The following is a 26,225-nucleotide window of genomic DNA, read 5'->3' as shown; positions in this document are numbered from 1 at the left end:
GAGGCGTCACGGGCGGCGCTGCGGCGGCGCTGCGGCGGGACGGGCTCAGCGGTCGACGGCGATCCAGGTCGCGTGGGCGACGGCGAGGACGTCGCCGGCGGGGCCGTACAGCGTGGACAGCACCGACGCCTTGCGCCCCTCGGAGGCGACGTGCCGGCCGGTGATCACGCACTCCGTCCCCGGCGCCGGGACGGCGTCGACGTGGGCGGTCAGGCGGCCCAGGAGGTACGGGCGGCCCTCCGTCAGCACGGACCAGCCGCCGGGGCAGTCCAGCGCCGCCCAGACCAGGACCGGCGACACGTCCGGCGGGACGCGCCACGGGGTGGCGGTGCGGCCGTCGGGCAGCGGGCCGGGGAACAGCCGCAGGCCGTCGGTGCGCTCCGGCCCGCACACGAAACAGGTCGGGAACGGGTGCGCGGCGAACCCCGGGTAGCCCGCCGACGCCTCGACGGCCGCCGCGAACGGGACCGACGGGACCGCCTCGGGCCGGGCTCCGGTGCCGGCGCGTGCGGACGCGATCAGGGTGTCGCCGTCGTGCACCCGGAGCGTTTCGGCGTCTGTACTGACAGCGAGCGGCGTGTCCAGCGGCGGCGGCCTCCGCAACGTCACCTCGACCGCGCCCTCGGGCAGGTGCAGCGCGACGTCGGGGTGGGTGGCGACCAGCCCGGCCGTGTAGCCGCCGTTGCCGGAGCCGGGTGGGCCGTTGTACCGCGCCTCGATGATCATCGTGCTCCTTCACGTACGCTGCCGGCATGGACGGCTCCGCGCGCTCCGACGTGCCCCGCTCGGACGTACCCCGCCCGGACGCGGCCGGCTTCGGCGCGCCCGGTTCATCTCGTCCCGGCGCGTCCGGTTCTGAGGCGCACCGTTCCGAGGCGCCTCGTTCCGGCGCGCCTGGGTTCGAGGCGCCCCGGTTCGACGTGCCCGGGCGGGTGGCCCTGGTGACCGGGGCCGCGCGGGGGCTCGGCCGCGCGATCGCTCTCACCCTCGCACACGCGGGCGCCGACGTCGCGCTCGGGCTGCGCGACGTGGACGCCGACGCGGGTCTCACCGCCGAGATCGCCGCGCTCGGCCGGCGGGTGCTGCCGCTGCAGATGGACGTCACCGACGTCGGCCAGGTCCGCGCCGCCGTCGACGCGGCCGTCGCGCACTTCGGCCGCCTCGACATCCTCGTCAACAACGCCGGCATCGCCCCGGAGAACCTCGCCGAGGACGTCGTCGAGGAGGACTTCGACCGCACCCTCGCCGTCAACCTCAAGGGCACCTTCTTCGCCAGCCAGGCCGCCGGCCGCGTCATGATCGAGCAGGGCCACGGCCGCATCGTCAACGTCGGCTCCCAGGCCGGCGCCGTCGCCCTGCCCGGCGAGTCCGTCTACTGCATGACGAAGGCCGCGATCGCGCACCTGACCCGGTGCCTCGCCGTCGAGTGGGGCGGCCACGGCATCACGGTCAACGCGGTCGCCCCGACGTTCGTCCACACCCCCGGCACCGAGGAGTACCTAGCCGACCCCGCGCACCGCCGCGACGTCGTCGAGCGGATCGCCGCCCTGCACCGCATCGGCGAACCCGTCGAGGTGGCCGGCGCCGTGCTGTTCCTCGTCTCGCCCGCCGCGTCCCTCATCACCGGCGAGACCCTCCTCATCGACGGGGGCTGGACCGCCCGCTGATTCCCCGGCGCCCGCGCGCGGTCGCATAGGGGCAGTCGCGCAGGGTCAGTCGCGCAGGGCCAGCTCCGTGGTGCCCAGCAGGCGGCGGAGGCGGGTCAGGGCGCGGGCGCTCTGGGCCTTCACCGTGCCGGTGGGGATGCCGAGGAGGTCGGCGACCGTGTCGACGCTCTGGTCCTCCCAGTACCGCAGCACCAGGATCGCGCGGTCCCGGGCGGAGATGTGGGCCAGCGCCTCCAGCAGCGTCAGCCGGAGGTCGGGCTGGTCCGGGCGGGCCTCCGGCTCGGCGATGTGCGGCACGACCACCTCGCGGCTGCTGCTGCGACGCTGGTGGTCCAGGAAGACGCGGAGGAGGATCTTCCGCGCGTACGCGTCGGGGGCGTCCCGCCGCTGGATGCGCCGCCAGTGCACGAACAGCTTCGCCAGCGTCGTCTGCGTGAAGTCCTGCGCCAGATGCCAGTCGTGGCAGAGCAGGTACGCGGTCCGCCGCAACCTCGGCGCCGCGGCCCGCGCGTACTCGACGAAGTCCGCCTCAGCATCGGTCATGCCGCCGCCTCCGCTGCGCTCCGGCGTCGGCCTGACCCACACCTGCGATCCCGATTCGCGGGTCCTCCGCTGCGCTGCGGCCCGCTCATGCCGCCGCCTCCGCTGCGCTGCGGCGTCGGCCTGAGTCCAGCGCTGCGATGCCGATTCGCGGGTCCTCCGCTCTGCTCCGGCCCGCTCATGCGAGCTCCGGCAGCGTCGGGTGGCGGGCGGCGCCGGCGTCCACGAGGGAGCGGGGGATCATGACGCCCCAGCGGGGGTCGGCGGCGACCGCCTCGGCCTGCACGGCGGTGAGCACCTGCGGTGCGTCCGCGTTGGTGGTGCCGTCCCAGGCGAGGCACGCGGCGATGTTGACCTGCACGACGATCCGGTCCGGGCGGTGCAGCACGACGACGGTGCGCTGCACGCAGTTGTCTGGCAGGTACGCGACGGTCACCTCGGCGCCGTCCGGCCGGCGGACCGGGCCCGTGACGGCGCCCTGGCTCAGCTTCGCGCGCTCCTCCGCGTCGAGCGGGCCGCTCGTGTCCCGGCCCACGGCGACGCGCAGCATGCCCGGCCCCCGGCCGGTGTCGAGGTACACCTGGACCATCAGCCGGCCGTCGCCGGAGCCGGCGTATCCGCTGGTCACGCCCTCCGGCAGGAGTGACTCGAGCAGCACCAGCAGGCCCGCCGGGGTGGCCGGCACGAGGGGGTCCGCGAGCGCGGGGGCGCCGACCTGCGCGGGCCCGGGTCGCAGGACGGCCCGGCCACCCACCAGGCCGACCGCCACCAGCACGGCCAGCAGCGCGGCCGCGCCGTGCCGCAGCCGCCGGGTCACCCGCAGCCGCCGCCCCTGCCGGATCGACGCCGCGACCAGGTCGCCGATCGGCGGCTCCCGGTCCGCCGACAGCTCGTCGGCCAGCCGCGACCGCAGCTCCAGCTCCACCGGCTCCTCCCTCACCTGCCCGCCCACCCTTCCGACGGGGCGAGCCGCCCTCCGGGTTCAGTGGCGTGCGTCACAGCCGGTGTCGCACCGTCCGGTGCTCATCGACCGTGTGGACCTGCTCGCGCCCGGGCTGCCTTCTCAGGATCAGCTTCTCGGGACCAGCTTCTCGGGACCGGCTTCTCGGGACCGGCTTCTCAGGACAGGCCGAGCTGCAGGGCCAGCCGCTCGTCGGGGTCGTCGAGCCTGTCGCCGTACGCCGCGCGGAGCTTCCGCAGCCGGTACCGGACGGTCTGCGGATGGGTGTGCAACGCCTCGGCGGTCGCGATGACCTGCCCCTGGCACCGCAGCCACTGCAGGAGCGTCTCGGCGAGGACCTCCCGTGACGCCGGGGTCGCGTCCGCGAGCGGGGCGAGGGCGCGGGCGGCGAGCCGGTCGGAGACGCCCGGCTCCCACGCGCGCAGCAGCGTCACCAGGTGGTCGTCGCAGGCGACGACGCCGTCGGGGAGCGTGCCCGCCTGCTGCAGCTGCAGCGCCCGCCGGGACAACCGGTGCGAGGTCCGAGCCCGCCGCAGCTCCACCTCCGGGCCGACCGACGCCCGCCGTCCGGTGAGCCCGCGGACGGTCCTCCCGGGCAGCACGACGCTGGTCGCGCCGTCGATGACGGTGGCGATCGCGTTGCCGCCGACGGCGCGGGCGACATGCTCGGCGTCGGTGCCCTCGACGCTGACGACGGTCACCGTCGCCGGCAGCGGCCAGCGGGCCGCCTCCGCGGCGGCGTGCAGTGCGGCGTCGCCGGGTGGGTCCGGCTGCACCAGCAGCGTGATCAGGCGGCGCCGGACGAGCGCCCAGTCGAGCGCGGCGTCCTGCTGCTCGTCGAGGTACCCCTCGGCGGCGGCACCGGCGAGCACGTCGACGTAGCCGAACAGCGCGTGCGCCACGGCGGACAGGTCGGCGCGGTCGAGCGCCTCGCCGTCGTCGCCGGGATCGCTGACGGCGGACCAGATCGCCCGGCCGCCGACGGTCAGCACCGAGCGCAGCGCGTCGATGCGGTGGCCTTCCCGGTACTCCGTGCGGCCCAGCTCGTGGAACACCGCCCGGGTGCGGGTCAGGTCGCCGCCGGCGACGAACGTGTCGACGAACGCGTCCACGGCCGTCTCGACGCCCATGGTGAGCCCGCGGCCCTGCCCGCCGGACAGCGACCGGCCCTGAGCGAGCATCGCCGCGCTGACCGTCGCCAGGGTCCGCTCGTGCAGCCGCTCGCGCAGGCCGCGGAGCCGCTCGCGGACGCCGGCGCTGAGGTCGACCGTACACCTCCCGGAATTGTCACCGGAGTGACAAAACGATGCCGAGATTCTGCTCCCGGCGCCACGATTCTCGCACGCCGATGCCTAGTCTGAGGGCGTGGATGCAGATGTGATCGTGGTCGGTGCTGGGCTCGCGGGGCTGGTCGCCGCGGCCGAGGTCGCCGACGCCGGCAAGCGGGTGATCCTGCTGGAGCAGGAGCCGCCGCAGAGCCTCGGCGGGCAGGCGTGGTGGTCGTTCGGCGGGCTGTTCCTGGTCGACACGCCGGAGCAGCGCCGCATGGGGATCAAGGACTCCGCCGACCTCGCGTGGCAGGACTGGCTCGGCAGCGCCGCGTTCGACCGGGACGAGGACCTGTGGCCGCGCCGCTGGGCGGAGGCCTACGTACAGTTCGCCGCCGGCGAGAAGCGCTCGTGGCTGCGGGCGATGGGGCACCGGGTGTTCCCCGTCGTCGGCTGGGCCGAGCGCGGCGGCGGCCCCGCCGACGGCCACGGCAACTCCGTGCCCCGCTTCCACATCACCTGGGGCACCGGCCCCGGGGTCGTCGAGCCCTTCGCCCGCCGGGTCCAGGCCAGCCCCCTGGTCGAGATCCGTTTCCGGCACCGCGTCGACGCCCTGGTGAAGACCGGCGGCGCCGTCACCGGCGTCAGCGGCGCCGTCCTGGTCCCCAGCTCCGTGGGGCGCGGGCAGACGAGCTCCCGCGAGGTCGCCGGCGAGTTCTCGCTGTCCGCGCAGGCCGTCATCGTCACGTCCGGCGGCATCGGCGGCGACCACGACCTCGTGCGCAAGGCGTGGCCGGCCCGGCTCGGCGCGCCGCCGAAGCGCATGGTCGCCGGCGTCCCCGCGCACGTCGACGGCCGGATGCTCGGCATCACCGAGGCCGCCGGTGGGCAGATCATCAACCCCGACCGGATGTGGCACTACACCGAGGGCCTGCAGAACTGGGACCCCGTCTGGCCCAACCACGGCATCCGCATCCTGCCGGGCCCGTCGTCGCTGTGGCTCGACGCCACCGGCAACCGCCTGCCCGCGCCGTGCTTCCCCGGCTTCGACACCCTCGGCACGCTCAAGCACCTGATGGCCACGGGCTACGACTACAGCTGGTTCGTCCTCACCCAGAAGATCATCGAGAAGGAGTTCGCGCTGTCCGGGTCCGAACAGAACCCGGACCTCACCAACCGCAGCGTCCGGCAGGTGCTGCAGCGGGTCCGCCCCGGCGCCCCCGCCCCGGTGGAGGCCTTCAAGCAGAAGGGCGCCGACTTCGTGGTGGCATCTTCGGTGGAGGAGCTCGTCGCCGGCATGAACACCCTCGCCGGCTCCTCCCTGCTCTCCGCCCCCGCCGTGAAGGCCGTCATCGAGGCCCGTGACCGCCAGCTGACGAACCCGTTCGCCAAGGACGCGCAGATCACCGCGATCCGGGGCGCCAGGTCGTACCGCGGCGACAAGCTCATCCGCGTCGCCACCCCGCACCGCCTCCTCGATCCGAAGGCCGGCCCGCTCATCGCCGTCCGCCTCAACATCCTGACCCGCAAGACCCTCGGCGGCCTGCACACCGACCTCTCCGCCCGGGTCCTGCAGCCCGACGGCTCGCCGCTGCAGGGTGTGTACGCGGCAGGCGAGGCCGCCGGCTTCGGCGGCGGCGGCATGCACGGCTACAACTCGCTCGAGGGCACGTTCCTCGGCGGCTGCCTGTTCTCCGGCCGCGTGGCCGGCCGTGCCGCGGCCGCCGCGATCGCCTGACCCTCGGCGATCCGCCCATCCGGACGGCCACCCCACCTCAGCGGTGGCCGTCCGGTGGTGGCCGTTCGGTGGTGGCCGTCCGGTGGTGGCCCTTTAGCGGCTGCTGCCTGTTCGCTGGTCGTGCGGCCGGTCGGGCCGCGGCCGCTGCGATCGCCTGACCTCGGTGACCCGTTCATCCCGACGGCCACCTCACTTCGGCGGTGGTCGTTCGGTGGTGGTCGTTCGGCCGTGGTCGTTTGGCGGTGGTCGTTCAGTGGTGGTCGTTCGGCCGTGGTCGTTTCGTGGTGGTCGTTTGGTGGTGGCGGCCGGTGGTGTTGTGGCGCCGTCGAGCTGTCGGCGGTGCTCGCGCAGGGCGCCGGCGGGCGGTCTCGGCGGTCCCATGGGCCGGGGACCAGCGCATCGCCGGGCGCCGGAGCGTCGCTGTCCAGCCGCCCGGCGGCGCGCGGGAACGCTAGACCAGCGGTGGCAGCGCGCGTGGTGGTGCGAGAGCGGCCGCGAACAGGTCGCCGCGCTCGGCGACGCGGTCCGCGACCGTGCGGATCGTGAACGCCGCCGGGGTCAGTGCCGGGTCGTCGAGCTCGTCCCAGCCGATCGGCGCCGACACCGGCGCGCCCGGTGCGGCGAGAGGGCTGTACGGCGCGACCGCCACCGGCCCGCCCGCCACACCGTGGTGCACGAGGCCGGGCGCCACCGCCGCGATGGAGCGCGCCAGGGACTCGACCCAGGGGGTGGCTTCGCCGGCCGCGGGCACCCAGAGCTCGATGCCGGGCCCGACCTTCACGCCGGCGGAGATCTTCAGGTGTTCGAACGCCGTCCGGTACAGGCGGGCGAGCGCCACCTGATCCGCCCACACGTTGCCGGCGCCCAGGTCGATCACGGCCATGCCTGTCGTGTCGACGTGCCATTCGAGGGCGCCGATGCCGGCCGCCCACACCACCGCGGCCGGCTCGTCCGCGTGCAGGGCGGTCAGCCACGGCGGCGCGTGCCGCGGCGGCCTGCGCTGCCAGGTCGCGCGGCCGCCGGCACCGTCCGGGTAGCGGCGCAGGGCGAGCGTCCGGCCGGCGAGGTGGGGGAGCATCGTCGGCGCTGTCCGGGTGACGTACCGCAGCAGCTCCCGCCTCGTGACCGGCGCCTCCCCGGCCCGTGAGGGTGGGAACATGACCTTGTCCGGGTCGCCGGCGCGCAGCTCGCGCCCGAACACGCGCCAGTCGTCGCCGTCGCGCAGCCGGTCGAGCGCCCGCAGCTCCGGCTCGCTCGGCCGCAACGCCCGTCCGCCGGTGTGCGGGTCCCACAGCCGGTCGGGGTCGGCGAGCACCTCCTCGCTCGTCCGTCCACTGAGGACGGAGCGCGGATGGTCCTCCGGGTCCCAGCCGTCGACCGCGTGCTCGTCGCGCTTGTGCAGCAGCAACCAGTCGTCCTTGCCGCTCGACTGCCGCCTCGTCCGGATCAGGACGAACGCCCCGCGCAGCTTCTCGCCGTGCAGCCGCGCGTGCAGCTGGCCGGCGGCCACCGCGGCGGCCGGGTCCGGGTCCTTGTACGGCTCCCACGTCCCGGCGTCCCACACGATGACGTCGCCGCCGCCGTACCCGCCGGCGGGGATGACCCCTTCGAAGTCGATGTAGTCCATCGGGTGGTCCTCGACGTGGAACGCGGCCCGCCGCACCTTCGGGTCGAGCGTCGGCCCCTTCGGCACCGCCCAGCTGACGAGCGCCCCGTCGATCTCCAGCCGGAAGTCGTAGTGCAGCCGCGACGCGCGGTGCCGCTGCACCACGAACCGCCGCTCGCCCGCCATGGCTCCAGTCAAGCACGGGGTGGGGTACGATGCCGGGTGGCGCCTTCCGCGCGCCGTACCCTCTGACCGGTGGCCCACGCCCGCCGGCCGCGCGGGGGAGAAGGTGGTCTGCTGCCATCGCGGTCGCTGCACGTCTCGTCTTGTTGAGGCCCGGTCCCGCACGACGGTCGCCGACTTCGCCGCGTGGGCATGCGAAAGCGGCCGGACCGTCGGTGAGGTAGCCGTGATGACCGACCACAAGCATCTCAAGCGACTCGTCCGTGAGCGCAGCACGCGCACCGGGGAGTCCTACACCACCGCCCGCAGGCGCGTCGTCGCCGCGCGTACCGCTGCTCGACCGCCGCAACACCAGCCCAGTGACCTCGTCCGGCGGCTCCTGCTCGCCGCCGGCACCGGCCTCAGCGAGCCGATGGTCTGCGGCCTCGGCGGCGGCATCGGCTTCATGGCCGCCGTCTTCGACTACCGCGGCATGCCCCCGATCCTCACCGTCGTCGCCCAGCACCACCCCGCCCCCTGGGCCCCCACGGTGCTGGCCCGCCTCGGCGTCCCGTTCACCGAGTCGCGCAGCACCGCCCCGGCGGCCGCCCTCAAGGCGCTGCGGCTCTCCCTTGCCGGCGGTCGTCCGGTGTACTGCACCGTGACCGCGAGCCGGCTGCCATGGCGCACCGTCACGGTCCCCGTCGACGCGGACCCCCACGGCATCCTCGTCATGGACGAACACCCCGACGGCTTCGCGGTCCACGACGACGGCCCGCGCCGGCTTCCCGTGGACGCGTTCATGGAGGCCTGGTCCGCCCACCGCAAGGGCCGCCACCACCGCCTCGTCGTCACCGACGGCACCCCGACCGTGCCGCTGTCCACCGCGATCCGCGCCGCCCTCGCCGAAACCACCGCCCACCTCACCGGCCCAGTCCTCGGCAACGCCTTCGACGCCAACTTCGGCTTCGCCGGTATGACCCGCCTGGCGTCCCAGCTTCGCGACACCCGCACGAAGGCGGGCTTCGTTCGCCGCTTCGCCGAACCTTCTGCGTTCGCGTTCGTGCTCCGCCGGCTCCACGAGTGCCTTGAGGAGCAGCACACCGCCCCCGGCGCCACCCGCCCGCTCTACGCCGAGTTCCTGGACGAGGCCGCCGCCCTGACCGGCCACCCCCACCTCACCGAGGCCGCGTCGGCCTTCCGCTCCTCCGCCGCCGTCTGGTCAGCGATGGCCACCACCGCCCGCCAGTCCTCGACCGCCGACCCCACCACCGTCTTCACCACCCTGGCCGACCTCCTCGACCACGCCCGCACCATCGAGGAGGCCGCGATCCCCCTCCTCCAGCCCCCGGCCTGACCATTGGAGTCCGGGCCCCGGCTCGCCCTGCTGACCGACGGCCCCGTTGGCGCCGGCAACCTGTGAGCTCGGCCCGTAGGTGCCTCGACACCACCGCCGCGCTTCAACCGCACCGACGTGTGATCCAAGGACGGATCTGGCCACCCCCACGACCGGATCCGTCCTTGGATCACACGTCATCACGCCGATGGGCGTCAGACCGACGGATGCCGCAGCGGCAAGTGCGGCCTTCGGGCCCGGGCGTCAGCTCACGGGCAGTGCGGACCTTCGGCGGCGTGATCGAAGGATGGTTCTGGTCGTGATGGCGACCAATTTGGTCCTTAGATGATCAAGCTGCTGGATGTCGGACGGGCTGATGCGGCAGAGGGGATGGCCCGCCCGTCGGCTGGCGCAGGGGTCGGCCGTGCGGGCGCGGGCCGGTCGGTGTCGGCTTCCGCTCCGGCGCGAACCGCCGCCGCCTGGTTTGCTCGTTCGGCGCCGTGTTGGCGTGATCGAAGGATGGTTCTGGTCGTGATGGCGACCAGTTCAGTCCTTGGATCACACGTCGGCGTCCGCCGCACCGTTGCTCACCGCGGCCCTCAACGCACCGACGAGGGGCATGGCATCATCCCGCGCCAGATCCACGACTCAGGCCGATGCCGCACTGTTGCTCGTCGACCATCAGCATCGTCACGGCTGTGGGGCGGGGTGGGTGCTCGCCGGGCGGAGCTGATCGGAGCGCTGGCGGGTGGTGAAGGGCAGGGGAGCGGCCCGGCTGGCGAGGCGAGTCCGGGCTCCCGCAGCCGGCACCCGTGCAGGTGGCGGGGCCGGTCGGAGCGTTGGCCGATGGAGTGCCGGCGGGCGGAGTGGTGTGGGTGGCTGTCCAGGTCGAACCTGATCACATGCCCGATGGCGATCACGACAGCGGCGGCCACCCATGCGTCAGCCAGGACCGCGCAGCTAGCGGGGCCAGTCGGAGCGTTGGCCGGCGGGCGGAGTGGTGTGGGTGGCTGCCCGCGTCGAACCTGATCACATGCCCGACGGCGATCACGACAGCGGCGGCCACCCATGCGTCAGCCAGCACCGCGCAGGTGGCGGGGCCGGTCGGAGCGTTGGCCGATGGAGCGCCGGGCGGGCGGAGTGGTGTGGGTGGCTGCCCAGGTCGAACCTGATCACATGCCCGACGGCGATCACGACACCGGCGGCCACCCATGCATCGATCGCCGCCGGACGCTGTCCCGCAACCTTCGACGGCGCGGCGAGGTCGGACTTCAGCAGCTTCGTCCGCATGGCTGGGCGCTCGGCCTGGCGAGTGAAGTGCTGGCTGTCAGGTCTGGGCGGCTGGTCTGCCGGCGGCACCGGTACGCGCAGCGGCCGTGACCCGTGGTGCCGCAGCGGACGGGCCGGCCGGTGGGGGTGGCTGGAGAGGCGGTCGGTGGAGGACCGGCGGGTGGGAGGCCGGGGAGTGCGGCGGTGCCGCTGGTTGGCCGGATGGCGGGGTGGGGTGTGAGAAGGGTGAGGCGGGGTGGCCGGGAGGCGGCTCCGGAGTGCGGATCAGCTTCCTGGCGGTGAGGACGCCGATGGCGAGGGTGAGGAGGACGGCGCCGGGGAGGAGGGACATGCCGTCGGCGGCCCAGCTGCTGCCGGCGGCGGTGAAGAGGAGGTTGGCGGCGAACATCGACAGCAGCAGGGACGCGGCGACGAGCAGCACGCTCAGCACGGGGCTGGTGAGGACGAGGACGGTCCAGAGGGTTGGTCTGGCCCAGCCGCGGCCGGGGCGGCGGGTGCGCATGACGGCGATGACCGCGACCAGCATCGGTGCGGCCAGGAGCAGGCCGGTGGCCGTGATCTCGCTCGGCACGCCGGCGCCGGTGGTGAGGCCCAGGGCGCCGAGGAGCAGCACCGGGATGGCGGTCACGGCGGCGGACCAGGCCGGGTGCAGGGGGACGGGGCGGGCCGCGGCGGCGGACTTGGTGGCGACGAGGGCGAGGGCCGCGGCCACGAGCGCGGTCGTGACGGACAGGCCGGTGGGCAGGAACGGGTGGTTGACCGCCGGGGTGCCCTGGCCGAACATGATCGGCCCGCAGCAGGCGGCGATGACCGCCGTCCAGGCCAGGCGGCGGCGGGCGGCCAGGCCGTCCCTGCCGAGCGTGGGGCCGGCGACGGCCCAGGCGACGGTGGCGGTGATCGCGCCGGCGGTCAGGGCGGTGCGCAGGGTGGGGGACTCGCCCCGGGCGAGGACGCCGTCGGTGACCAGCAGGGCGACGGTCTGCGCGGCGGCGGCGAGCGGGGCGGCCCGGCGGTCGGCGGTGGCGAGCAGGAGGCCGAGGGCGGCGAGGGTGATGCCGCCCCAGCGCAGCTCGGCGACCCACATGTACAGCTCGCCGTCGCCACCCGGCATCGGGGCGGTCTCGCCGACCCTGGGCATGGCGGGGGTCAGGACGGTCAGCGTGTAGGCCCACGAGAACAGGCCCGCGAGCAGCGCCACCATGCCGGCCGTGACGGTGGACGGGCGCAGGCGCATCGGTGCGGCGGTGAGCACCGGGCCCGGTGCCGGCAGCCTCGGTGGGCGGGGGTGCGCCGCGCCCACACCGTAGCCGAGGGCGACGCCGGTGAGGATGAGCAGGTGCACCGGATACGCGCTGGTGGCGTTGAACAGGCTGATCGCGTCGGGGGACTGGTGCCACGAGTCGGCGGCGCCGTCCAGGGCGGCGCCGGAGACGAGGTCGGGCGCCCAGGCGAAGGCGGCCGCCAGGTCTCCGCCCGAGGCGACGATCACCGGCAGGACGGCGGCCGTCACCGCCAGCTCCACGACCAGCGGCGTCCCCGCGACGGCGAGCAGCGCGGCGACCGGCCACCAGCGGCGGCGCGCCGACGTGAGCCGGGCGACCGCCGCCGCCAGCGCCGCGGTGAGGGCCGCCCAGACCGGCGCGCCGAAGACGAGGCTGACGGCGAACGCCTGGCCGCCGAGGCCGAGCGTGCTCTGGGTGCCCACGACGAGCACCACGAACGCCAGCGCCAAGGGCAGCGGCGCCGCGGCGGCGGATCCGGCCCGGCCGGGGCCGGCCAGGCGCAGCGGCATGCGGCGGCCGAGCCACCACGCGACGATGGTGAGGACGAGCAGCGCCGGCACCGACGTCAGCGTGGTGATCGCGGTGCCGAGGGGCCAGCCGACCCGCACGCCGGCCAGGCCCAGGAGCCATTCGTCGACCGCGCGGAGGAGGCCGGCGGCGGGGCCGGTCGCGATCAGTCCGAAGAACACCAGCACGGCGAACGGCTGCAGGGCGCGGCCCGCCGCCGGCAGGGCGTCCCGCCAGCCGCGGGGCACCCCGTCCTCGTCGTCGACGGGCGCGGCGGCGGCGAGGCTGAAGGCGAACCGCAGCTGCTCGAACGCCCGCCGCCCGGCACCCGCGCCGGGCTCGGTGCGCAGCGCGTGCAACTCGGCGGACCACTCCTGCAGCTGCACCTCGCGGACCGGGGCCGGCCACCGCCGCGCGGCCAGCCGCAGCAGGGCCTCGGCGAGGCGGTCGAACGCGGTCATGCCAGCCCCTCGGTGGTCCGCGGCACGACGGCGGGCGCCAGCCGGGCATAGAGCTCCGCCACCGCGGTCCGGGCGGCGACGACGCCGTCGGGGGTCAGCCGGTAGTAGCGGCGGGCGGGGCGACCGGCGGCCACCGGGTCGATGTCCTCCCAGTGCGCGTCGACCCAGCCGGCCCGCTGCAGGCGCAGCAGGATCGGATACAACGTGCCGCTCGGATGGCCGGTCGCCCGCATGAGATCCAGGCCATATCGATCCACGGCGGGATCGGCGAGGAAGGCGGACACCACCTTCGCCACCGCCGCGGTCATCCGAACATCCGAAGCCATGCGCCGACTCTACATAGCCCTCAGCCGTTTTTCTACATAGCCCAGCAGGCACAATTCGTACATAAGCGAAAAATCAGAAAAGTAGGCTCAGGGCTTGTGAGACGCAGGACAGTCCTGGCAGCCGGCGGTGCGCTCGCCGGATCACTGCTGAGCGGCAAGGCCCAGGCAAGGCCGGCCGTCGTGCAGTGGCCGATGTTCGAGTGGGAGAAGCAGCGCGGGTTGTTCCCGCCCGGCATCGGCGTGATGGTGCCGCCGCCCCTCGCTGTCTACGGTGACGGCGAGGCCTACGCCGACGCCGCGTCGCACCAGTACCTGCCGGCCGAGGAGGCGAAGGCCCTGCAGACCCACGCGGTCCAGGTCCTCGGCGAGCGGGCCAACCTGCGCCGCCGGCCCGACGCGGACCGGCCGGGGGACACACCGTCGGACCGGTTGCGCGTCCGCACGGCCGACGGGCACTACCTGACCGCGCACCTCGACGGATGGGGCGACGGCGATCCGGGGCACGAGTTCCCTGCCGCGCTGCACGAGTTGTACGACCATGTGCAGGTCCTCCGGCGGAGGGTCCGCGCGGACGGCAAGCCGTGGGCCGCCGACGCGCTGCTGCTGGTCGCGGTGTACCTCGACGCCGAGCCCGGCGAGCGCGAGCCGTGGCCCACGAGCGTGCCGGCGCCCGGCGTCCGGCCCGACAGGCGCTACTGCGAGACGAAACTGACGGGGGCGAAGGCCAGGAAGGTCCGTCGCGACCTGCCGAGGTCCGATGAGCACGTGTGGCCGTCCTACCGGACCCCGGCGGGCTCGTTCGTCGCCGCGAACTGGCGATTCAACCTCCCCCACGAATGGTGAGTCAGAAGCGCAGGTCAGCCAGGAACTTGTACCCGTTCCGCGCGGTGGTCAGCGCGTCAGCCGGCGTGCGCGGCGGCGTCCCGGCATCGTCGCGCTCGACGATGTACTCCACCAGCCCGGCCTCGCGGGCGTGCTCGAAGATCCGGCCGAAGTCGATGAGGCCCGCGCCCGGGTCGGTGAACGCCGCCGCCGTGTCCATGTCCTTCACGTGGACCTGACGGATCCGGCCGCGGTGCCGCTGGACGAGGTCGACCGGGTCGGCGGCGCCCCGCCAGGCCCAGAAGAGGTCGACCTCCAGGTGGACGAGTTCGGGATCGGTCTCGGCGGTGAGGATGTCGTACCCGGTGCGCGAGCCCCCGTCCTGGCGGACGAACTCCAGCTGGTGGTTGTGGTATCCGAAGTCGAGGCCGGCCCGCCTGGCCAGGGCGCCCGCGCGGTTGAGGTCGCGGGCGAGCGCGTGGTACTTCGCGCCGTCGCGGATCGGCTGGCCGGTGGCGGGGTCGATGCCGAAGAACGGGTGGACGACGAAGCGGTTGCCGACGACGTTGGCGTCGTCGAGGGCCCGCTGCCACGCGGTCGCGTCCCACGGCTGCGGGATGGCGACGTGCCCCGAGGTGGCCTTCAGCCCGGCGGCGTCCAGGGCGGCGCGGAACTGGGCGGCGGTCCGGCCGACGAACCCGGCGTGCTCGACCCGGGTGTACCCGATGGCGCGCAGCTCGGCGAGGCTCGCGGCGAGGTCCAGGCCGAGCTGGTCGCGCAGGGTGTAGAGCTGGACGCTGATCCGGTCGAGCGGCACCCGCGACTGGCGGTGCGCGGGCGCGGCGCTCGCGGCCGGTGCCCCAAACAGCGAGGCGCCACCGAGAGCGGCCGCGCCGAGGAGACCGCGCCGGCTGACAGAGGAGCTGGGCATGCTGCACTTCCCTCCGAGATGTCAGGAACTTTCGTTCATCCTGACATTTCTATAGTTCGATGCAGCGTTTGTCACGGATCAGGCCGGCGCCGTCTCCCCCCGCAGGTCGCGCTGCCGGGGCAGCTCCGTGTCGTCGCCGCGCAGCCAGCCCAGCGCGGCGGCCCGGTCGGGCAGCACGACGAACAGGTGCAACAGGCACAGGGTGTGCATCATCCGGCGCATGAACGGGGCGACCCCCACCAGGCACGTGTGGCCGCCGGCCTGCGCGGCCCGGTGCCGGGCGGCGACGAGCAGCCCCAGCACCGACGAGTCGACGGTGGCGACCCGGCTCACGTCGAGGACCAGGTGCCCGGGCCGGTAGCCGGTCGGTGACAGCGCGGCGCGCAGCGCCGGCCCGACCTCGATGTCCAGGTCGCCGCTGAGCGACACCACCAGCGCCTCGTCGACCACCTCCGCGCTCACGCGGGCGTCGGTGGCGGTCACGGGGTCGGGTGCCGCCTCGACGACCACCTCGGAGGGTGGTGCGTCGCCGGCGAGCCAGCCGACCGGGTCGGGGTCCGCGGACGCGAGCGGCACCCGGGAGCAGCGCCCGCAGCTGTGCGGGCCGGTCGCGAGCCGCGCGCCGGTCCAGCCGTGCCGGCGGAACAGGCTCCAGACGAGGTCCCAGTTGTGCATTGTCGCGCCGAGCCCGGTGACACTCTGGCTACAGGCGTCGCAGATCAACGTGAAGTCGGTGCCGTCGGGTGTCGTCGCCGCGGTCACGGTCGCCGCTCCTTTCAAGAGGCCGCTCTGGTCTCCGTCATCATGTCCTGTCCGTCGTCCTCGGGAACCATTCGTAACACGTGATTTACGTGCGCGATTTGCAACGTTCTCCTGACGCGGGGTGACGGGGCGCGCAACGTGAGCCTGCCGCCCGAGGTCCAGACCTGCCGGTGGACGTCCAGCAGCATGCCGATCGCGGTCGCGTCGATGAACGGGCAGCCGGACAGGTCGACGACGAGCTGCTCCGGGTGCATGGTGAGCGCGTCCTCGAGCAGGGCCCGGACCCGCGGCTCCGAGGTGGCATCGAGCTCCTCGGTGACGAGGATCTCGACCAAGGGGGTGCCGGTGTGCATGTGACGAGCCTCCGCCGTGCATGTGGCGGGAGTTCCGCGGAAGTATGACAGTTCGATGACAACGCATCCGGCCTGGCATGATGCAGGAGTGTCGGGCGTACTGGTCATCGAGGACGACGATCGGATCCGGCTGTCGCTGATGCTGGCGCTGGAGGACGAGGGCTACACGGTGCGGGGCGTGTCCACCGCCGAGGACGGCCTCCTCGCGCAGCGGGCCGAGCCCGCGGACACCGTCCTGGTCGACCTGATGCTGCCCGGCGTCGACGGCTTCGAGTGCATCCGCCAGCTGCGCCGCGACGACGACGTGCCGATCGTGGTGGTCAGCGCCCGCGACGACACCCACGACATCGTGGCCGCGCTCGAGGCCGGCGCCGACGACTACCTGGTGAAGCCGGTCGCGGTGAAGGAGCTGTCGGCCCGGCTGCGCGCCCTGCGCCGGCGCGGCCGGGCGGTGCTGTCCGCCGTGTCGACGCTCGTCTTCGGCGACCTGGAGATCCTGCCCGAGGCGGGTGAGGTGCGGGTCGCGGGTGAGCCGGTCGCGCTGACGCGGACCGAGTTCCGGCTGCTGTGCGAGCTCGCCGAGCACCCCGGCCTGGTCCTGTCGCGCCAGCAGCTGCTGCAGCGGGTGTGGGAGTACGACGTCGGCGACGAGCGCCTGGTCGATGTGCACGTCGGCCGGCTGCGGCAGAAGATCGAGGACGACTCGCGAGCGCCCCGGCGCCTGGTGACGGTCCGCGGCATGGGCTACAAGCTGCAGCGATGAGGCGGGCCGGGCTTCGCACGCGGGTCATCGCGGGGTTCGCCGCGGGGGCCCTGGCGCTGTCCGCGTCGATGGCGTTCATCTCGTACGAGCTGACCCGCAGCGCCCTGCTCGCCGGGCGGGAACGGGCCACGGTCCGGGCCACCGCGTACGACGCGAGGATCATCACCGCGAGCCTCCGCGACCACGATCCCGACGTCGCCGACATCCTCAGGTCGCTGGACACCGGCGGCAACCGGCGCACCCTGCTGCGCCGCGACGGCGGCTGGTACACCCGCAACGCCGACCCGGGCGCGGCCGACGCCGTCCCGGTGGAGCTGCAACGGCTCGTCGAGCAGGGCGGCCAGGGCACCCAGTGGGTCCGCGTCGACGGGGTCCCGGCGCTGGTCATCGGGGTGTCGCTGTCGCCGACGACGGCGCTGTACGAGATCGACTACCTGCGCGAGCTCGACCAGACGCTGCGGACCCTCGCCTGGGTGCTCGGGCTCGTCGCGGCCGCGGTCGCGGCGGCCGGCGCGGGCCTGGGCTGGTACGCGACCCGGTACGTGCTGCGGCCGCTGCGCTCGGTCGCCGACGCCGCGCAGGGCATCACCGACGGCGACCTGAGCGCCCGCCTCGACCCGGCCGCCGAGCCGGACCTGGCGCGGCTGACGGCGTCGTTCAACGGCATGGTCGACCAGCTGGCCCGCCGGCACGAGCGGGACCGCCGGTTCGCCGCCGACGTCAGCCACGAGCTGCGCTCCCCGCTGCAGACCCTCGCGGCGTCGGCGAGCGTCCTGCACCGGCGGCGGGAGCACCTCGACGAGCGGACCGCGCTCGCCGCCGGCCTCGTCGTCGAGGAGATCGAGCGGTTCCAGTCGCTCGTGGACGACCTGCTCGAGCTGGCCCGCAGCGACCAGCCGGCGCAGCGCGCCCCGGTCGACCCGCACGCCCTGGCCCGGCGGGTGGCCGAGGCGCAGGGCCTGCCGGGCGACCTGGTGGAGCCGCCCGGCGACGACGACGCGCCGCAGTGGCTGGTCGACCGGCGCCGCCTGGAGCAGATCCTGGCCAACCTGCTGGACAACGCGGTCCGGCACGGCGGCGGGCCGATCGCCGTGCGGCTCACCTGCGCCGCCGGGACCGGCCGGGTCGAGGTCGACGACGAGGGCCCCGGCGTCCGCCCCGCCGACCGTGAGGTGATCTTCGACCGGTTCGTCCGCGGCCGGTCGGCGGGCGCCCGTGGCGACGGCGACGGCACCGGCCTGGGCCTCTCGCTGGTCGCGCAGCACGCGAGCGCGCACGGCGGGCGGGTCGAGGTGCTCGATCGTCCCGGCGGCGGCGCGCGCTTCCGGGTGGATCTGCCGGGGGTCGTACGGTGAGGCGCCGCGCCCTTGTCGCCGTCGCCGCCCTGGTCGCGCTCGCCACGCAGGCCTGCGGCGTCCCCGACGAGCACGCGCCACGGCCGATCGAGCCGTCGCTGGTGATCGGCAACCCCCCGCCGAAGGTGCCGGGCAGCTCGATGGGGGCCGTCGTCGAGCGGCTCTACCTGGTCCGCGACGGCAAGCTCGTGGCGGTGGAGCGGCGGGTCGGATCGGCCGGCGACGTGGGCGCGCTGCTCGCCGACCTGGCCGCCGGCCCGACGGAGGAGGAGCACGACGCCGGGCTGACCAGCGCCCTCACCGGCACGGACCTCATCGCGGGCGTGCGGCTGGTCGCCGGGACCGCGGAGGTGGCGTTCCGTCCGCAGGCGGGTGGCCGTACCGACGACATCCTCGCGATCGGGCAGATCGTGTGCACCCTGGACGCGCGCACCGACGTGGATGCGGTCCGCTTCCTGCAGGACGGTCAGGTGCTGAAGGTGCCCGACGCCGAGGGCGCCCTCACCGCGCGCCCGCTGACCGTCGCCGACTACCAGACGCTGATCACTGACCGGTGAGCCGGTCGACCACCAGGTAGTAGCGGTCGATGCCGCGGATGAGCTTCGCCAGCTGCGCGAAGTCGACGGGCTTGCGGAAGAAGTGCTCGCTGGGGACGCCGAAGTCGCGCAGCATCTGCTCCTCCGCGGGCGACCCGGTGAGCACCACGACGGTGAGGTCGACCAGGCGCCGGTTGCTGATGATCCGGTCGAGCACGACCCGGCCGTCGACGCCGGGGAGGTTGAGGTCGAGCAGGACGATGTCGGGCGTGTGCGCGTCCGCGTGCGGGCCGCGGTGCTCGAGGAAGTCGATCGCCTCGAGGCCGTTGCCGATCACGGTGACCTCGTTGCGGAGCCGGTGCTCGCGGAACTCGTCGAGCGTGAACGCGACGTCACCGGCGTCGTCCTCGATGAGGAGGATGCGGGCCAGCTCTGGCGTGCCGTCCCCGTTCATTTGCCTCCTTCTAGAATGTTGCAGTACTGCAATCTTCAAAGCACACGATAGTGCACCCAGAACGACGTATCCACCGTGCAACGATGTCCGGATGACCACCCCCGGGGGAAACGAGGCGTTGGTTCGTGCGTTGTTGGCGGTCAGTCGTTGCATGGTTGCACTGGCGGATCGGAATCTGGCGGCGTTGGACGCGGACGTGACGCTCGCCCAGTACCGCACGCTGGTGATGCTGGCGACCGGCGGCCCGCAGCGCAGCGCCGACCTGGCCAAGGACCTGGACGTGGCACCGTCGACGCTGACCCGCATGTGCGACCGGCTGGAGGGCAAGCACCTCGTGCGGCGCTTCCACCGCGTCGACGACCGCCGCTCGACGTGGCTCGCGCTGACGCCCGCCGGCCGCGACCTGGTCGGGGTGGTGATGCGGGAGCGGCTGCGGGAGCTGTCGGCGATCGTCGACGACGCCGGGGTCGACGCGTCGCAGGAGAGCGTGGACCTGCTGGACCGCATCGTCGAGGCGTCCGGTGAGCTGCCGGACGCGCTGTGGTGGGAGCGGTGGGAGACGTCCGCGGACCCCGTCGACAGCGTGATGCTGCCATGACCGGCGAACCCGTGCTGCCGCTGGTCACGCTGACCACGCCGCGCCTGGTGCTGCGGCCGTTCGGGCCCGGCGACGCGCAGGACGTCCACGCCGTCTGGCACGACGCCCGGTTCGTCGACGCAGCGCCGCTCGGCTACGCGTACGCCGGCGCGGACCTCGACACGGCGCTGTCCTGGTGCACGAGCGGCATCGAGGAGCGCCGCCGCACCGGCAAGGGCATCGGCTTCGCCGTGGTGCCCCGCGAGGGCGGGCGGCTGGTTGGGCACGTGTCGCTGTTCAGCGTCGACTGGACGGCCATGTCGGCGGAGATGCACTACTGGACGGCGCCGTGGGCGCGCGGCCGGGGCGTCGCCGCCGAGGCGGCCGCGGCGGTGGCCCGGTGGGCGCTGACGGAGCAGGGCTTCCACCGCATCGCGCTGCAGGCGGCACCGGCGAACGCCGCGTCCCGGCACGTCGCGGAGCGGGCCGGCTTCCGCGCCGAAGGCGTGCTGCGCAACGTCGCCGTCTCCCGCTCCGGCCGGCACGACCTCGTCATGTACAGCATGATCCCGTCGGACCTGTCACCCGCCGGCTAGCTGTAGCGCCTCGTCTCCCGCCAGCGCCTCGTCTCCCGCCGGCGACCCGTCTCTCGGCAGCGACCCGTCTGCCGGCGGCGACCCGTCTGCCGCCAGGGCCTCGTCTGCCGCTAGGGCTCGTCCGGCGCCAGGGCCTCGTTGAGCATGCGCCTGGCGATCGCGGCGAAGGCGGGGTTGCGGTCGCGGTAGTACGGCAGGGCGACGAGGCCCATGCACAGCACCCAGCCGCGCGCCCGCTCCCACATCGCGTCGTCGGCGCCGACCGCGTCGCGGAACGTGTCGCGGTGCTCGGCGGTCAGCAGCGTCCAGGCGGCCATGACGTCGCAGGCCGGATCGCCGACGCCGGCGCAGCCGAAGTCGATGACGGCGCTGACCCGCCCGCCGGCGGCCAGGACGTTGCCGGCGTGCAGGTCGCCGTGGCTCCACGTCGGCGGGCCGTCCCACGGGGCCGCGGCCAGGGTCCTCTCCCAGGCGGCGGTGGCGGCGGCCGGGTCGAGCTCGCCGTGCAGCTGGGCGATCGCCCCGCGTACCGACGCGTCATTGCGGACGAGGGTGCCGCCGCGATAACCCTCGGGGGCACCCGCCGGGTCGACGGCGCGCAGGGCGCTGACGAACGCGGCGAGGTCGAGCGCGTCGCGCCGGTCGGTGAACGCCTCGACCGTGCCGCCGGGCAGCCACCTGCCGACCGTCCACGGGAACGGGAAGCCGAGCGCGGGCCGGCCCGTCGCCAGGGGCTCGGGGATCGCGAGCGGCAGCCGGGGCGCGAGCAGCGGCAGCCAGTGCGCGTCGCGCTCGACCTGCGCGGCACCGCTCGCCCGCCGGGGCAGGCGGACGGCGAGGTCGTCGCCGAGGCGGTACATCGCGTTGTCGGTGCCGGGCCCGGGCACCGCCGCCACCGGCAGGTCCGTCCACTGTGGAAACTGATCGGCGACGAGCCGCCGCACCAGATCCGCCGTCGTCTCCATGGCAGCCGCTCCTCTCTATGGCAGCCGCTCCTCGATCATCGCGACCCGCTCCCGCACCGTGCCGGGCGGGATCTCGACCAGATCGTAGCCGTGCTCCCGGTACACCTCCTCGTGAATTCCGGCGAAGACCAGCGACTCCTGGTAGGTGATGCGCCGGGCCGCGGTCGGGGTGATGAACCCGATCGGCTGGATGAGGAACACCAGCCGCTGATACACCCGCTGCTCCTGGATCCGCCGCACCTCCGCGACGAGCGCCGGGCTGGGTCCGACGGCGGCGAACCTCGCGAGATACCTCGCGAGGGCGAGCGTGCACAGCGGCGAGCGGTCGAAGAGCTGCACCGGCGTGGCACCGGCCTGCTCCTGTCGGTGTCGCTGCAGGTGTACGACCAGGTCGAGGAACTCCGGGTGCTCATGCGGCCGCTCGTGCGGTGACGCGGCGATCACGTCGGTCGCGGCCTCGTCGACGACGTGGTGCCCCCGGGCGCGCAACGCCAGCGCCACGGTGGTCTTCCCGGCACCCGGCGCCCCGGTCAGAATGTACCGGCGGACATCCATTGACTTCACTTGATTCCTCCACTTATATGCGTCTATGCGAAGACTGATGCGCCTGCTCAGTGCGGCGCTGCTGATGGTGTTCTCGACGGCCGGAGCGCTGGTCGTCACGGCCGCGCCGGCACACGCGGACGCGTGCTACACATGGAGCGGCACCCTGGCCGAGGGATCGTCGGGAGAGGCGGTCCGGCAGCTGCAGATCCGCGTCGCCGGCTATCCCGGCTCGGGCGCGGTCCTCGGACTCGACGGCGTCTACGGGCCCGCGACGAAGTCAGCGGTCGCCCGGTTCCAAGCAGCATACGGCCTCACCGCCGACGGCATCGCCGGCCCCGCCACGTTCGCCAAGCTGTACGCCCTGCAGGACGACGACTGCACGCCCGTGAACTTCAGCTACGCCGAGCTGAACAACTGCAACAGCACCTGGGCCGGCGGCAACGTCTCCGCCGCGACCGCCAAGGCCAACGCCCTGGTCACGATGTGGAAGCTCCAGGCGCTCCGGCACGCCCTCGGCGACCAGCCGATCCGCGTCACCAGCGGCTTCCGCAGCGTCTCGTGCAACAACGCCGTCGGCGGCGCCTCGTCGAGCCGCCACCTCTACGGCGACGCGGCCGACCTCGGCGCCGGCCCGCACTCCCTGTGCACCCTCGCCCAGGCCGCCCGCAACCACGGCTTCGCCGGCATCCTCGGCCCCGGGTACCCCGACCACAACGACCACACCCACGTCGACGGCCGCCCGAGCCGCTTCTGGTCCGCCCCCAACTGCGGCGTCGCCGGCCTCACCGGCGGCCTCGACCCGCTGCGCGACAACTGACCGTTCCCGTAGGAACGACCACCCGCCGGCGTCACTCGTGCCGGCGGGTGGCCGTCCGTGCACCGCTACGACCGCATCACTGCTGGTTGCGCCCGACGCAAGTGGGTAGTCGTAAGGCCATGGGCCAGCAGGTGAAGGACATCATGACCAGCGCACCACGCACCATCGACGTCGACGACCCGATCACCGCCGCCGCGGAACTCATGCGCGACGCCGACATCGGCGCGGTCGTCGTCACCGACACCAGCGGCGTCCGCGGCGTCCTGACCGACCGCGACGTCGCGATCCGCGTGGTCGCCGCCGGCGCCGACCCGGCCACCACCGCCGTCGGCGACGTCGTCGCCCCCGACCTGGTCGCCGTCTCCCCGCAGGACGACGTGGACACCGCCACCGAGCTCATGCGCACCAACGCCCTCCGCCGCCTCCCAGTCCTCGACGGCGACAACCTCGTCGGCATCGTCTCCCTCGGAGACCTCGCCATCGACCGCGACCCGACCTCGCCCCTGGCCGACATCAGCTCCGAGCCCCCGAACAACTGACACCCCCACCCCCACGACGACGGGGATTCCCACCCCACCCCGAGGCGCCGCGGGCTCCACGCCCACCGCAGCACGGGACGCACCGCGCCACCGACAGCGCAGCCAGACGCGCGCCGTGCCGCCGGGTGCGCTGCGCTACCCGGCCGCGCATGGCGTGTTGCCGCGCTGCCGAGAGTGGCGGGTGCTGGGCGCGGTGGGTGTCGGGTCGCGGCAGCTCGTTCGGCAACCCCCGGAACAGGAACCAGGAGCGGTGGCCGGCCGGGAGCCGTGCCAGCGTGTGAACGACGGAGAGGCCCTGCGGCGCGGCGGTGTCCGACGTGGTGGCCTGGCGCCAGGCGCGGTGAACGACGTGGAGGTCTCCGGCGGCGCTGAACGGGCCGGCCGTTGGGACGTAGATGCCCGCGGCGGCGTGGTGCGAGCGACGCAATGACCCGGGTCCGCCGATCCATGAGGGATGTCGCGAGACAGACCAGCGTGGTGGGCAACTTCTTCCCGCCGGCCGACAGCGTCGTTCCCCGTTCCCTTCGCGGCCCGCGGCCCCCGCCCGTCGACCCTGTCGCCATGATCGACGGTCCGATCAGGTCGTTGTGGCAGCCGGATCCGTCCTTGGATCTGTGAAGGGTTGTGTCAAGCGGTGGTGGGGGTGGCTGCCGCGGCGCGCTGCTCGGTCTGGGCGGGTGACGCAAAGTGGTCTCGTTGGGTGGGTTGTCGGCGCTGAGTCCGCGGGCCAGGGGCGTTGCGCGACCGGTGGTGCTGGTCATCGTCGCGCCGGTGGTGATCCAAGGACAGGCATGGCCGTTTGGGCGACCAGGGTTGTCCTTGGATCATGGCGGTGGCCGACGTCACCGTGGGGATGGCTGCCGCGGCGCGCTGCTCGGGTCTGGGCGGTGACGCGAAGTGGCGTTGGCGGGTGGGTTGTCGGCGCTGAGTCCGCTGCCCGGGGGCGTCGCGCGACCGGTGGTGCTGGTCGCCGCCGCGCCGGTGGTGATCCAAGGACGGGCATGGCCGTTCGGGCGACCAGGATTGTCCTTGGATCTGTGCCGGTCGTCTCCGACCGCTGCGGTCCTGCCGTGGTGATCGAAGTCGTGTGGTGGTCGTCCGGACGGCCAAAGCAGTCCTTCGATCAAGATTTTGGGGTCTTGGTGTCCGGGTACGGTCCGCAGATCCATGCGGGATTCGCAGTAGCAGGCCAGCGCGGAGGGTGGTTTCTTTCCGCCCGGCCGGGGCCGGGGCCGTGTGCCGTGGTCGCGGTGATGTTCCCCGGCCGCCGTCCTCACATGGTCCAGCGCCGTAGAGGGCATCATTCGGTGCTTCCACATCGCCGTCAGCGTTCACAACCAGTGCGCATCACGCCGGCCGCGACATCGCACCCGCCGTCGTTGGTTTCATAAACCCAGGGCGGCGCACCCCGATCACTACGTCGCGGCGACGGTTCGCGGTCTTGGTGGTTGCTGTCCGCGTGCGGGTTCGCCGATCCATGTGGGATTTCGCAGTAGCAGGCCAGCGCGGAGGGTGGTGTCTTTCCGCCCCGCCGGGGGCCAGGCGCCCGGTGGCGTGGTCACTGTCCGTGCTGTGGTCGCGGTGATGTTTCCGGCCGCAGTCCCCGCATGGTCCTGCGCCGTCGAGGGCGTCATTCGGGGCTTCCACGCCGTCGTTGGTTTCCAGGACCAGTGCACATCACGCCGACCGTAAGCATCGCCCTGCGGCGCGACGTTGTGGGGCCAGTGGTGCCGCTGCAGGCGACGGGGCCGAAGCGTTGGGATGGAGCTGGTGGGGTCGTCGTCGCCGCTCGTGGTGCGGCAGGTCGGGATGCTGGCTGTGGACGTGGCCTACGTGGGGCCCACGGTGGCCAGAGAGCCGGACGGCGTCAGGTGGTGGGTGGGGTGCGGAGGGGGACGACGAGGTAGTTGAGGGTGGTGGTGGGCAGGGAGGCGGTGAACGCGGTTGCGCGCATGTCGGGTTGGAACTGGAGCTGCACGGGGTGGTGGGGGAATGCGCGCAGGGCGTCCAGAAGTAGGCGGGCCTGGAACGAGCGGACGATGTGGGTGCCGTCGGTGGTGGCCTTGAGGGTCTGCTCGGACTCGCCGGTGAGGGGGTCGTCGGCGCGGATCAGGAGGGCGCCTTCGATGGGTTGGAGGGTGACGCGGCCGTGGGGGCCGCCGTAGGCGGTGGCGCGGTCGACTGCCTGGGCGAGGGTGTCGGCGTCGGTCTCGACGGTGCAGATCGCGGAGATGTCGAGGAGGCGGGACATCTGGGCGTCGGGGTAGCCGGTGCCGAGGGTCGGGGTGGTGATGCTGCCGCCCTCCCAGGACAGGGCGAACAGGTCGTCGTCCGCATGGACGTGGATGGTCTGCTCGCGGGACAGGTGCTGGGCGGCGCGGGCCAGGACGGCTGCGGGCACGAGGGCTTCCGCCGGGACGGGGGTGGTCGCTGTCTCGTGGGTGGTCGTGTCGGTTGCCGGCGTGCTGGGGGCGGTGGGCGATGGCGGGCGGTGGCGGGCCGGCGCGGAGGTGGGGTGCCAGGGGATCGAGGCGGCGGCCAGGCGGAAGCGGTCGGTGGCCAGCAGGGACAGGGTGGTGGCGTGGGCGCGGAGGCGGACGCCGGTGAACAGAGGGAGGGCGTGCTCGCGGGAGGCGGCGCCGGCCACCGGGACGGCGGCGGTACGGAGGTCGTCGCCGGTGACGGTGCCGTGAGCGGGCGGCAGGTGCACTGGCGGGGGCGCGGCGTCGGGGAGGCTGGGCAGCGCGAACCTGGCGCCCGGGATGCGGATGGACAGGCGGCCGCCCTGGACGGTGAGGCGGGCGTCGGCGGCGTCGAGGGACGTGAGGGTCTCGGCGACGGCCCGGCGTGGGACGACGACCTCGCCGGGGGTGTGGACGGTCGCGGGCGTGTGCAGGTGGACGATGACCTCGCCGTCGGTGGCGACGAGGTGCAGGCCGGCGTCGTCGGCGCGCAGCAGGGCGCCCGCGTGGGACGGCTGGAGGGAGCGGCCGGTCAGCATGCGGAGCAGGAACGACGCGGCTGCGGCGAGCCGGGCGACAGGTGCGGTCACGTCCATGCCGGC

The 26,225-nt window shown here is 73.9% G+C and carries 25 protein-coding genes; 11 read left to right on the top strand and 14 right to left on the bottom strand.

Annotation, left to right across the window (positions count from 1 at the left end; all coding sequences use genetic code 11):
- Positions 1-45 precede the first annotated feature (45 nt).
- On the bottom strand, positions 46-726 hold the full coding sequence (locus ACFY3L_RS34780; protein WP_389333957.1) for a hypothetical protein: 681 nt from the start codon (positions 724-726) through the stop codon (positions 46-48).
- Between the two features lie 26 nt (positions 727-752).
- Between ACFY3L_RS34780 and ACFY3L_RS34775 the strand changes: the two genes are divergently transcribed.
- Entirely contained in the window at positions 753-1,667 is a 915-nt protein-coding gene (locus tag ACFY3L_RS34775) for an SDR family NAD(P)-dependent oxidoreductase (RefSeq protein WP_389333954.1), read from the top strand.
- 45 nt (positions 1,668-1,712) lie between these two features.
- Here ACFY3L_RS34775 and ACFY3L_RS34770 read toward each other — a convergent pair whose 3' ends face one another.
- The 3 genes from ACFY3L_RS34770 to ACFY3L_RS34760 form a co-directional block, all read right to left on the bottom strand.
- The gene (locus ACFY3L_RS34770) at positions 1,713-2,210 is read right to left on the bottom strand and encodes a SigE family RNA polymerase sigma factor (protein WP_389333951.1); all 498 of its coding nucleotides are present in this window, start codon (positions 2,208-2,210) and stop codon (positions 1,713-1,715) included.
- A 175-nt stretch (positions 2,211-2,385) separates the two neighbouring features.
- Positions 2,386-3,147, bottom strand: coding sequence for a hypothetical protein (locus ACFY3L_RS34765; RefSeq protein WP_389333948.1), 762 nt, complete (start codon positions 3,145-3,147; stop codon positions 2,386-2,388).
- Positions 3,148-3,326: 179 nt separating this feature from the next.
- Complete coding sequence (locus tag ACFY3L_RS34760; protein WP_389333945.1) at positions 3,327-4,349, bottom strand: PucR family transcriptional regulator; 1,023 nt, start codon at positions 4,347-4,349, stop codon at positions 3,327-3,329.
- 184 nt (positions 4,350-4,533) lie between these two features.
- Between ACFY3L_RS34760 and ACFY3L_RS34755 the strand changes: the two genes are divergently transcribed.
- Entirely contained in the window at positions 4,534-6,174 is a 1,641-nt protein-coding gene (locus ACFY3L_RS34755; protein ID WP_389333942.1) for an FAD-binding dehydrogenase, read from the top strand.
- A gap of 451 nt (positions 6,175-6,625) precedes the next feature.
- On the opposite strand, the gene ACFY3L_RS34750 is transcribed toward ACFY3L_RS34755, so the two are convergent.
- The gene (locus ACFY3L_RS34750) at positions 6,626-7,966 is read right to left on the bottom strand and encodes a DNA polymerase ligase N-terminal domain-containing protein (protein WP_389333939.1); all 1,341 of its coding nucleotides are present in this window, start codon (positions 7,964-7,966) and stop codon (positions 6,626-6,628) included.
- Positions 7,967-8,192: 226 nt separating this feature from the next.
- Here ACFY3L_RS34750 and ACFY3L_RS34745 point away from each other — a divergent pair, with 226 nt between their 5' ends.
- A complete protein-coding gene (locus tag ACFY3L_RS34745; protein ID WP_389333936.1) occupies positions 8,193-9,299 on the top strand; it encodes a DUF4872 domain-containing protein in 1,107 nt (368 codons plus the stop codon).
- A 1,306-nt stretch (positions 9,300-10,605) separates the two neighbouring features.
- Here the strand turns inward: ACFY3L_RS34745 and ACFY3L_RS34740 are convergent.
- Entirely contained in the window at positions 10,606-12,819 is a 2,214-nt protein-coding gene (locus ACFY3L_RS34740; RefSeq protein ID WP_389333933.1) for a hypothetical protein, read from the bottom strand.
- On the bottom strand, positions 12,816-13,145 hold the full coding sequence (locus ACFY3L_RS34735; protein ID WP_389333930.1) for a PadR family transcriptional regulator: 330 nt from the start codon (positions 13,143-13,145) through the stop codon (positions 12,816-12,818). The genes ACFY3L_RS34740 and ACFY3L_RS34735 overlap by 4 nt, the downstream gene beginning before the upstream one ends.
- A 96-nt stretch (positions 13,146-13,241) precedes the next feature.
- Here ACFY3L_RS34735 and ACFY3L_RS34730 point away from each other — a divergent pair, with 96 nt between their 5' ends.
- The gene (locus tag ACFY3L_RS34730; RefSeq protein WP_389333927.1) at positions 13,242-13,988 is read left to right on the top strand and encodes a hypothetical protein; all 747 of its coding nucleotides are present in this window, start codon (positions 13,242-13,244) and stop codon (positions 13,986-13,988) included.
- A gap of 1 nt (position 13,989) precedes the next feature.
- On the opposite strand, the gene ACFY3L_RS34725 is transcribed toward ACFY3L_RS34730, so the two are convergent.
- The 3 genes from ACFY3L_RS34725 to ACFY3L_RS34715 all read right to left on the bottom strand — a co-directional run bounded on the left by ACFY3L_RS34725 (position 13,990) and on the right by ACFY3L_RS34715 (position 16,013).
- Positions 13,990-14,898 carry a sugar phosphate isomerase/epimerase family protein gene (locus ACFY3L_RS34725; protein ID WP_389333924.1) on the bottom strand — a complete coding sequence of 303 codons (909 nt, stop codon included), beginning with the start codon at positions 14,896-14,898 and terminating at the stop codon, positions 13,990-13,992.
- A 78-nt stretch (positions 14,899-14,976) separates the two neighbouring features.
- A complete protein-coding gene (locus ACFY3L_RS34720) occupies positions 14,977-15,660 on the bottom strand; it encodes an STAS domain-containing protein (RefSeq protein WP_389333921.1) in 684 nt (227 codons plus the stop codon).
- Between the two features lie 14 nt (positions 15,661-15,674).
- Positions 15,675-16,013 (bottom strand): STAS domain-containing protein, encoded by a 339-nt coding sequence (locus tag ACFY3L_RS34715; protein WP_389333918.1) that lies wholly within the window; start codon positions 16,011-16,013, stop codon positions 15,675-15,677.
- Between the two features lie 88 nt (positions 16,014-16,101).
- Between ACFY3L_RS34715 and ACFY3L_RS34710 the strand changes: the two genes are divergently transcribed.
- The 3 genes from ACFY3L_RS34710 to ACFY3L_RS34700 are packed head-to-tail and all read left to right on the top strand — an operon-like array spanning position 16,102 to position 18,688.
- A complete protein-coding gene (locus tag ACFY3L_RS34710; protein WP_389333915.1) occupies positions 16,102-16,776 on the top strand; it encodes a response regulator transcription factor in 675 nt (224 codons plus the stop codon).
- The gene (locus tag ACFY3L_RS34705; protein ID WP_389333912.1) at positions 16,773-18,131 is read left to right on the top strand and encodes an ATP-binding protein; all 1,359 of its coding nucleotides are present in this window, start codon (positions 16,773-16,775) and stop codon (positions 18,129-18,131) included. The genes ACFY3L_RS34710 and ACFY3L_RS34705 overlap by 4 nt, the downstream gene beginning before the upstream one ends.
- Positions 18,128-18,688 carry a GerMN domain-containing protein gene (locus ACFY3L_RS34700; RefSeq protein WP_389333909.1) on the top strand — a complete coding sequence of 187 codons (561 nt, stop codon included), beginning with the start codon at positions 18,128-18,130 and terminating at the stop codon, positions 18,686-18,688. Before ACFY3L_RS34705 ends, ACFY3L_RS34700 begins: the two co-directional genes overlap by 4 nt.
- On the opposite strand, the gene ACFY3L_RS34695 is transcribed toward ACFY3L_RS34700, so the two are convergent.
- Complete coding sequence (locus ACFY3L_RS34695) at positions 18,675-19,121, bottom strand: response regulator (protein ID WP_389333906.1); 447 nt, start codon at positions 19,119-19,121, stop codon at positions 18,675-18,677. The genes ACFY3L_RS34700 and ACFY3L_RS34695 overlap by 14 nt on opposite strands.
- 151 nt (positions 19,122-19,272) lie before the next feature.
- Here ACFY3L_RS34695 and ACFY3L_RS34690 point away from each other — a divergent pair, with 151 nt between their 5' ends.
- Together ACFY3L_RS34690 and ACFY3L_RS34685 are read left to right on the top strand one after the other, a co-directional pair.
- On the top strand, positions 19,273-19,719 hold the full coding sequence (locus ACFY3L_RS34690) for a MarR family winged helix-turn-helix transcriptional regulator (RefSeq protein ID WP_389333903.1): 447 nt from the start codon (positions 19,273-19,275) through the stop codon (positions 19,717-19,719).
- Positions 19,716-20,294, top strand: coding sequence for a GNAT family N-acetyltransferase (locus tag ACFY3L_RS34685; RefSeq protein ID WP_389333900.1), 579 nt, complete (start codon positions 19,716-19,718; stop codon positions 20,292-20,294). The genes ACFY3L_RS34690 and ACFY3L_RS34685 overlap by 4 nt, the downstream gene beginning before the upstream one ends.
- Before the next feature lie 110 nt (positions 20,295-20,404).
- On the opposite strand, the gene ACFY3L_RS34680 is transcribed toward ACFY3L_RS34685, so the two are convergent.
- Both ACFY3L_RS34680 and ACFY3L_RS34675 read right to left on the bottom strand, forming a co-directional pair.
- Positions 20,405-21,259 carry an aminoglycoside phosphotransferase family protein gene (locus ACFY3L_RS34680; RefSeq protein ID WP_389333897.1) on the bottom strand — a complete coding sequence of 285 codons (855 nt, stop codon included), beginning with the start codon at positions 21,257-21,259 and terminating at the stop codon, positions 20,405-20,407.
- Positions 21,260-21,274: 15 nt separating this feature from the next.
- The gene (locus tag ACFY3L_RS34675; RefSeq protein WP_389334200.1) at positions 21,275-21,814 is read right to left on the bottom strand and encodes an AAA family ATPase; all 540 of its coding nucleotides are present in this window, start codon (positions 21,812-21,814) and stop codon (positions 21,275-21,277) included.
- Positions 21,815-21,860: 46 nt separating this feature from the next.
- Here ACFY3L_RS34675 and ACFY3L_RS34670 point away from each other — a divergent pair, with 46 nt between their 5' ends.
- The gene (locus ACFY3L_RS34670) at positions 21,861-22,622 is read left to right on the top strand and encodes a D-Ala-D-Ala carboxypeptidase family metallohydrolase (RefSeq protein WP_389333894.1); all 762 of its coding nucleotides are present in this window, start codon (positions 21,861-21,863) and stop codon (positions 22,620-22,622) included.
- A gap of 143 nt (positions 22,623-22,765) precedes the next feature.
- Positions 22,766-23,161, top strand: a complete 396-nt coding sequence (locus ACFY3L_RS34665) for a CBS domain-containing protein (RefSeq protein ID WP_389333891.1) — start codon at positions 22,766-22,768, stop codon at positions 23,159-23,161.
- 1,867 nt (positions 23,162-25,028) lie between these two features.
- On the opposite strand, the gene ACFY3L_RS34660 is transcribed toward ACFY3L_RS34665, so the two are convergent.
- Positions 25,029-26,219 (bottom strand): hypothetical protein, encoded by a 1,191-nt coding sequence (locus tag ACFY3L_RS34660; protein WP_389333888.1) that lies wholly within the window; start codon positions 26,217-26,219, stop codon positions 25,029-25,031.
- Positions 26,220-26,225 lie beyond the last annotated feature (6 nt).

The organism is Dactylosporangium sp. NPDC000521 (assembly GCF_042898305.1).
In the GTDB taxonomy this organism is placed as follows: Bacteria; Actinomycetota; Actinomycetes; order Mycobacteriales; family Micromonosporaceae; genus Dactylosporangium.
Note: the sequence above shows the minus strand (reverse complement) of the source record. Positions and strands in the feature narration are given on the sequence as shown.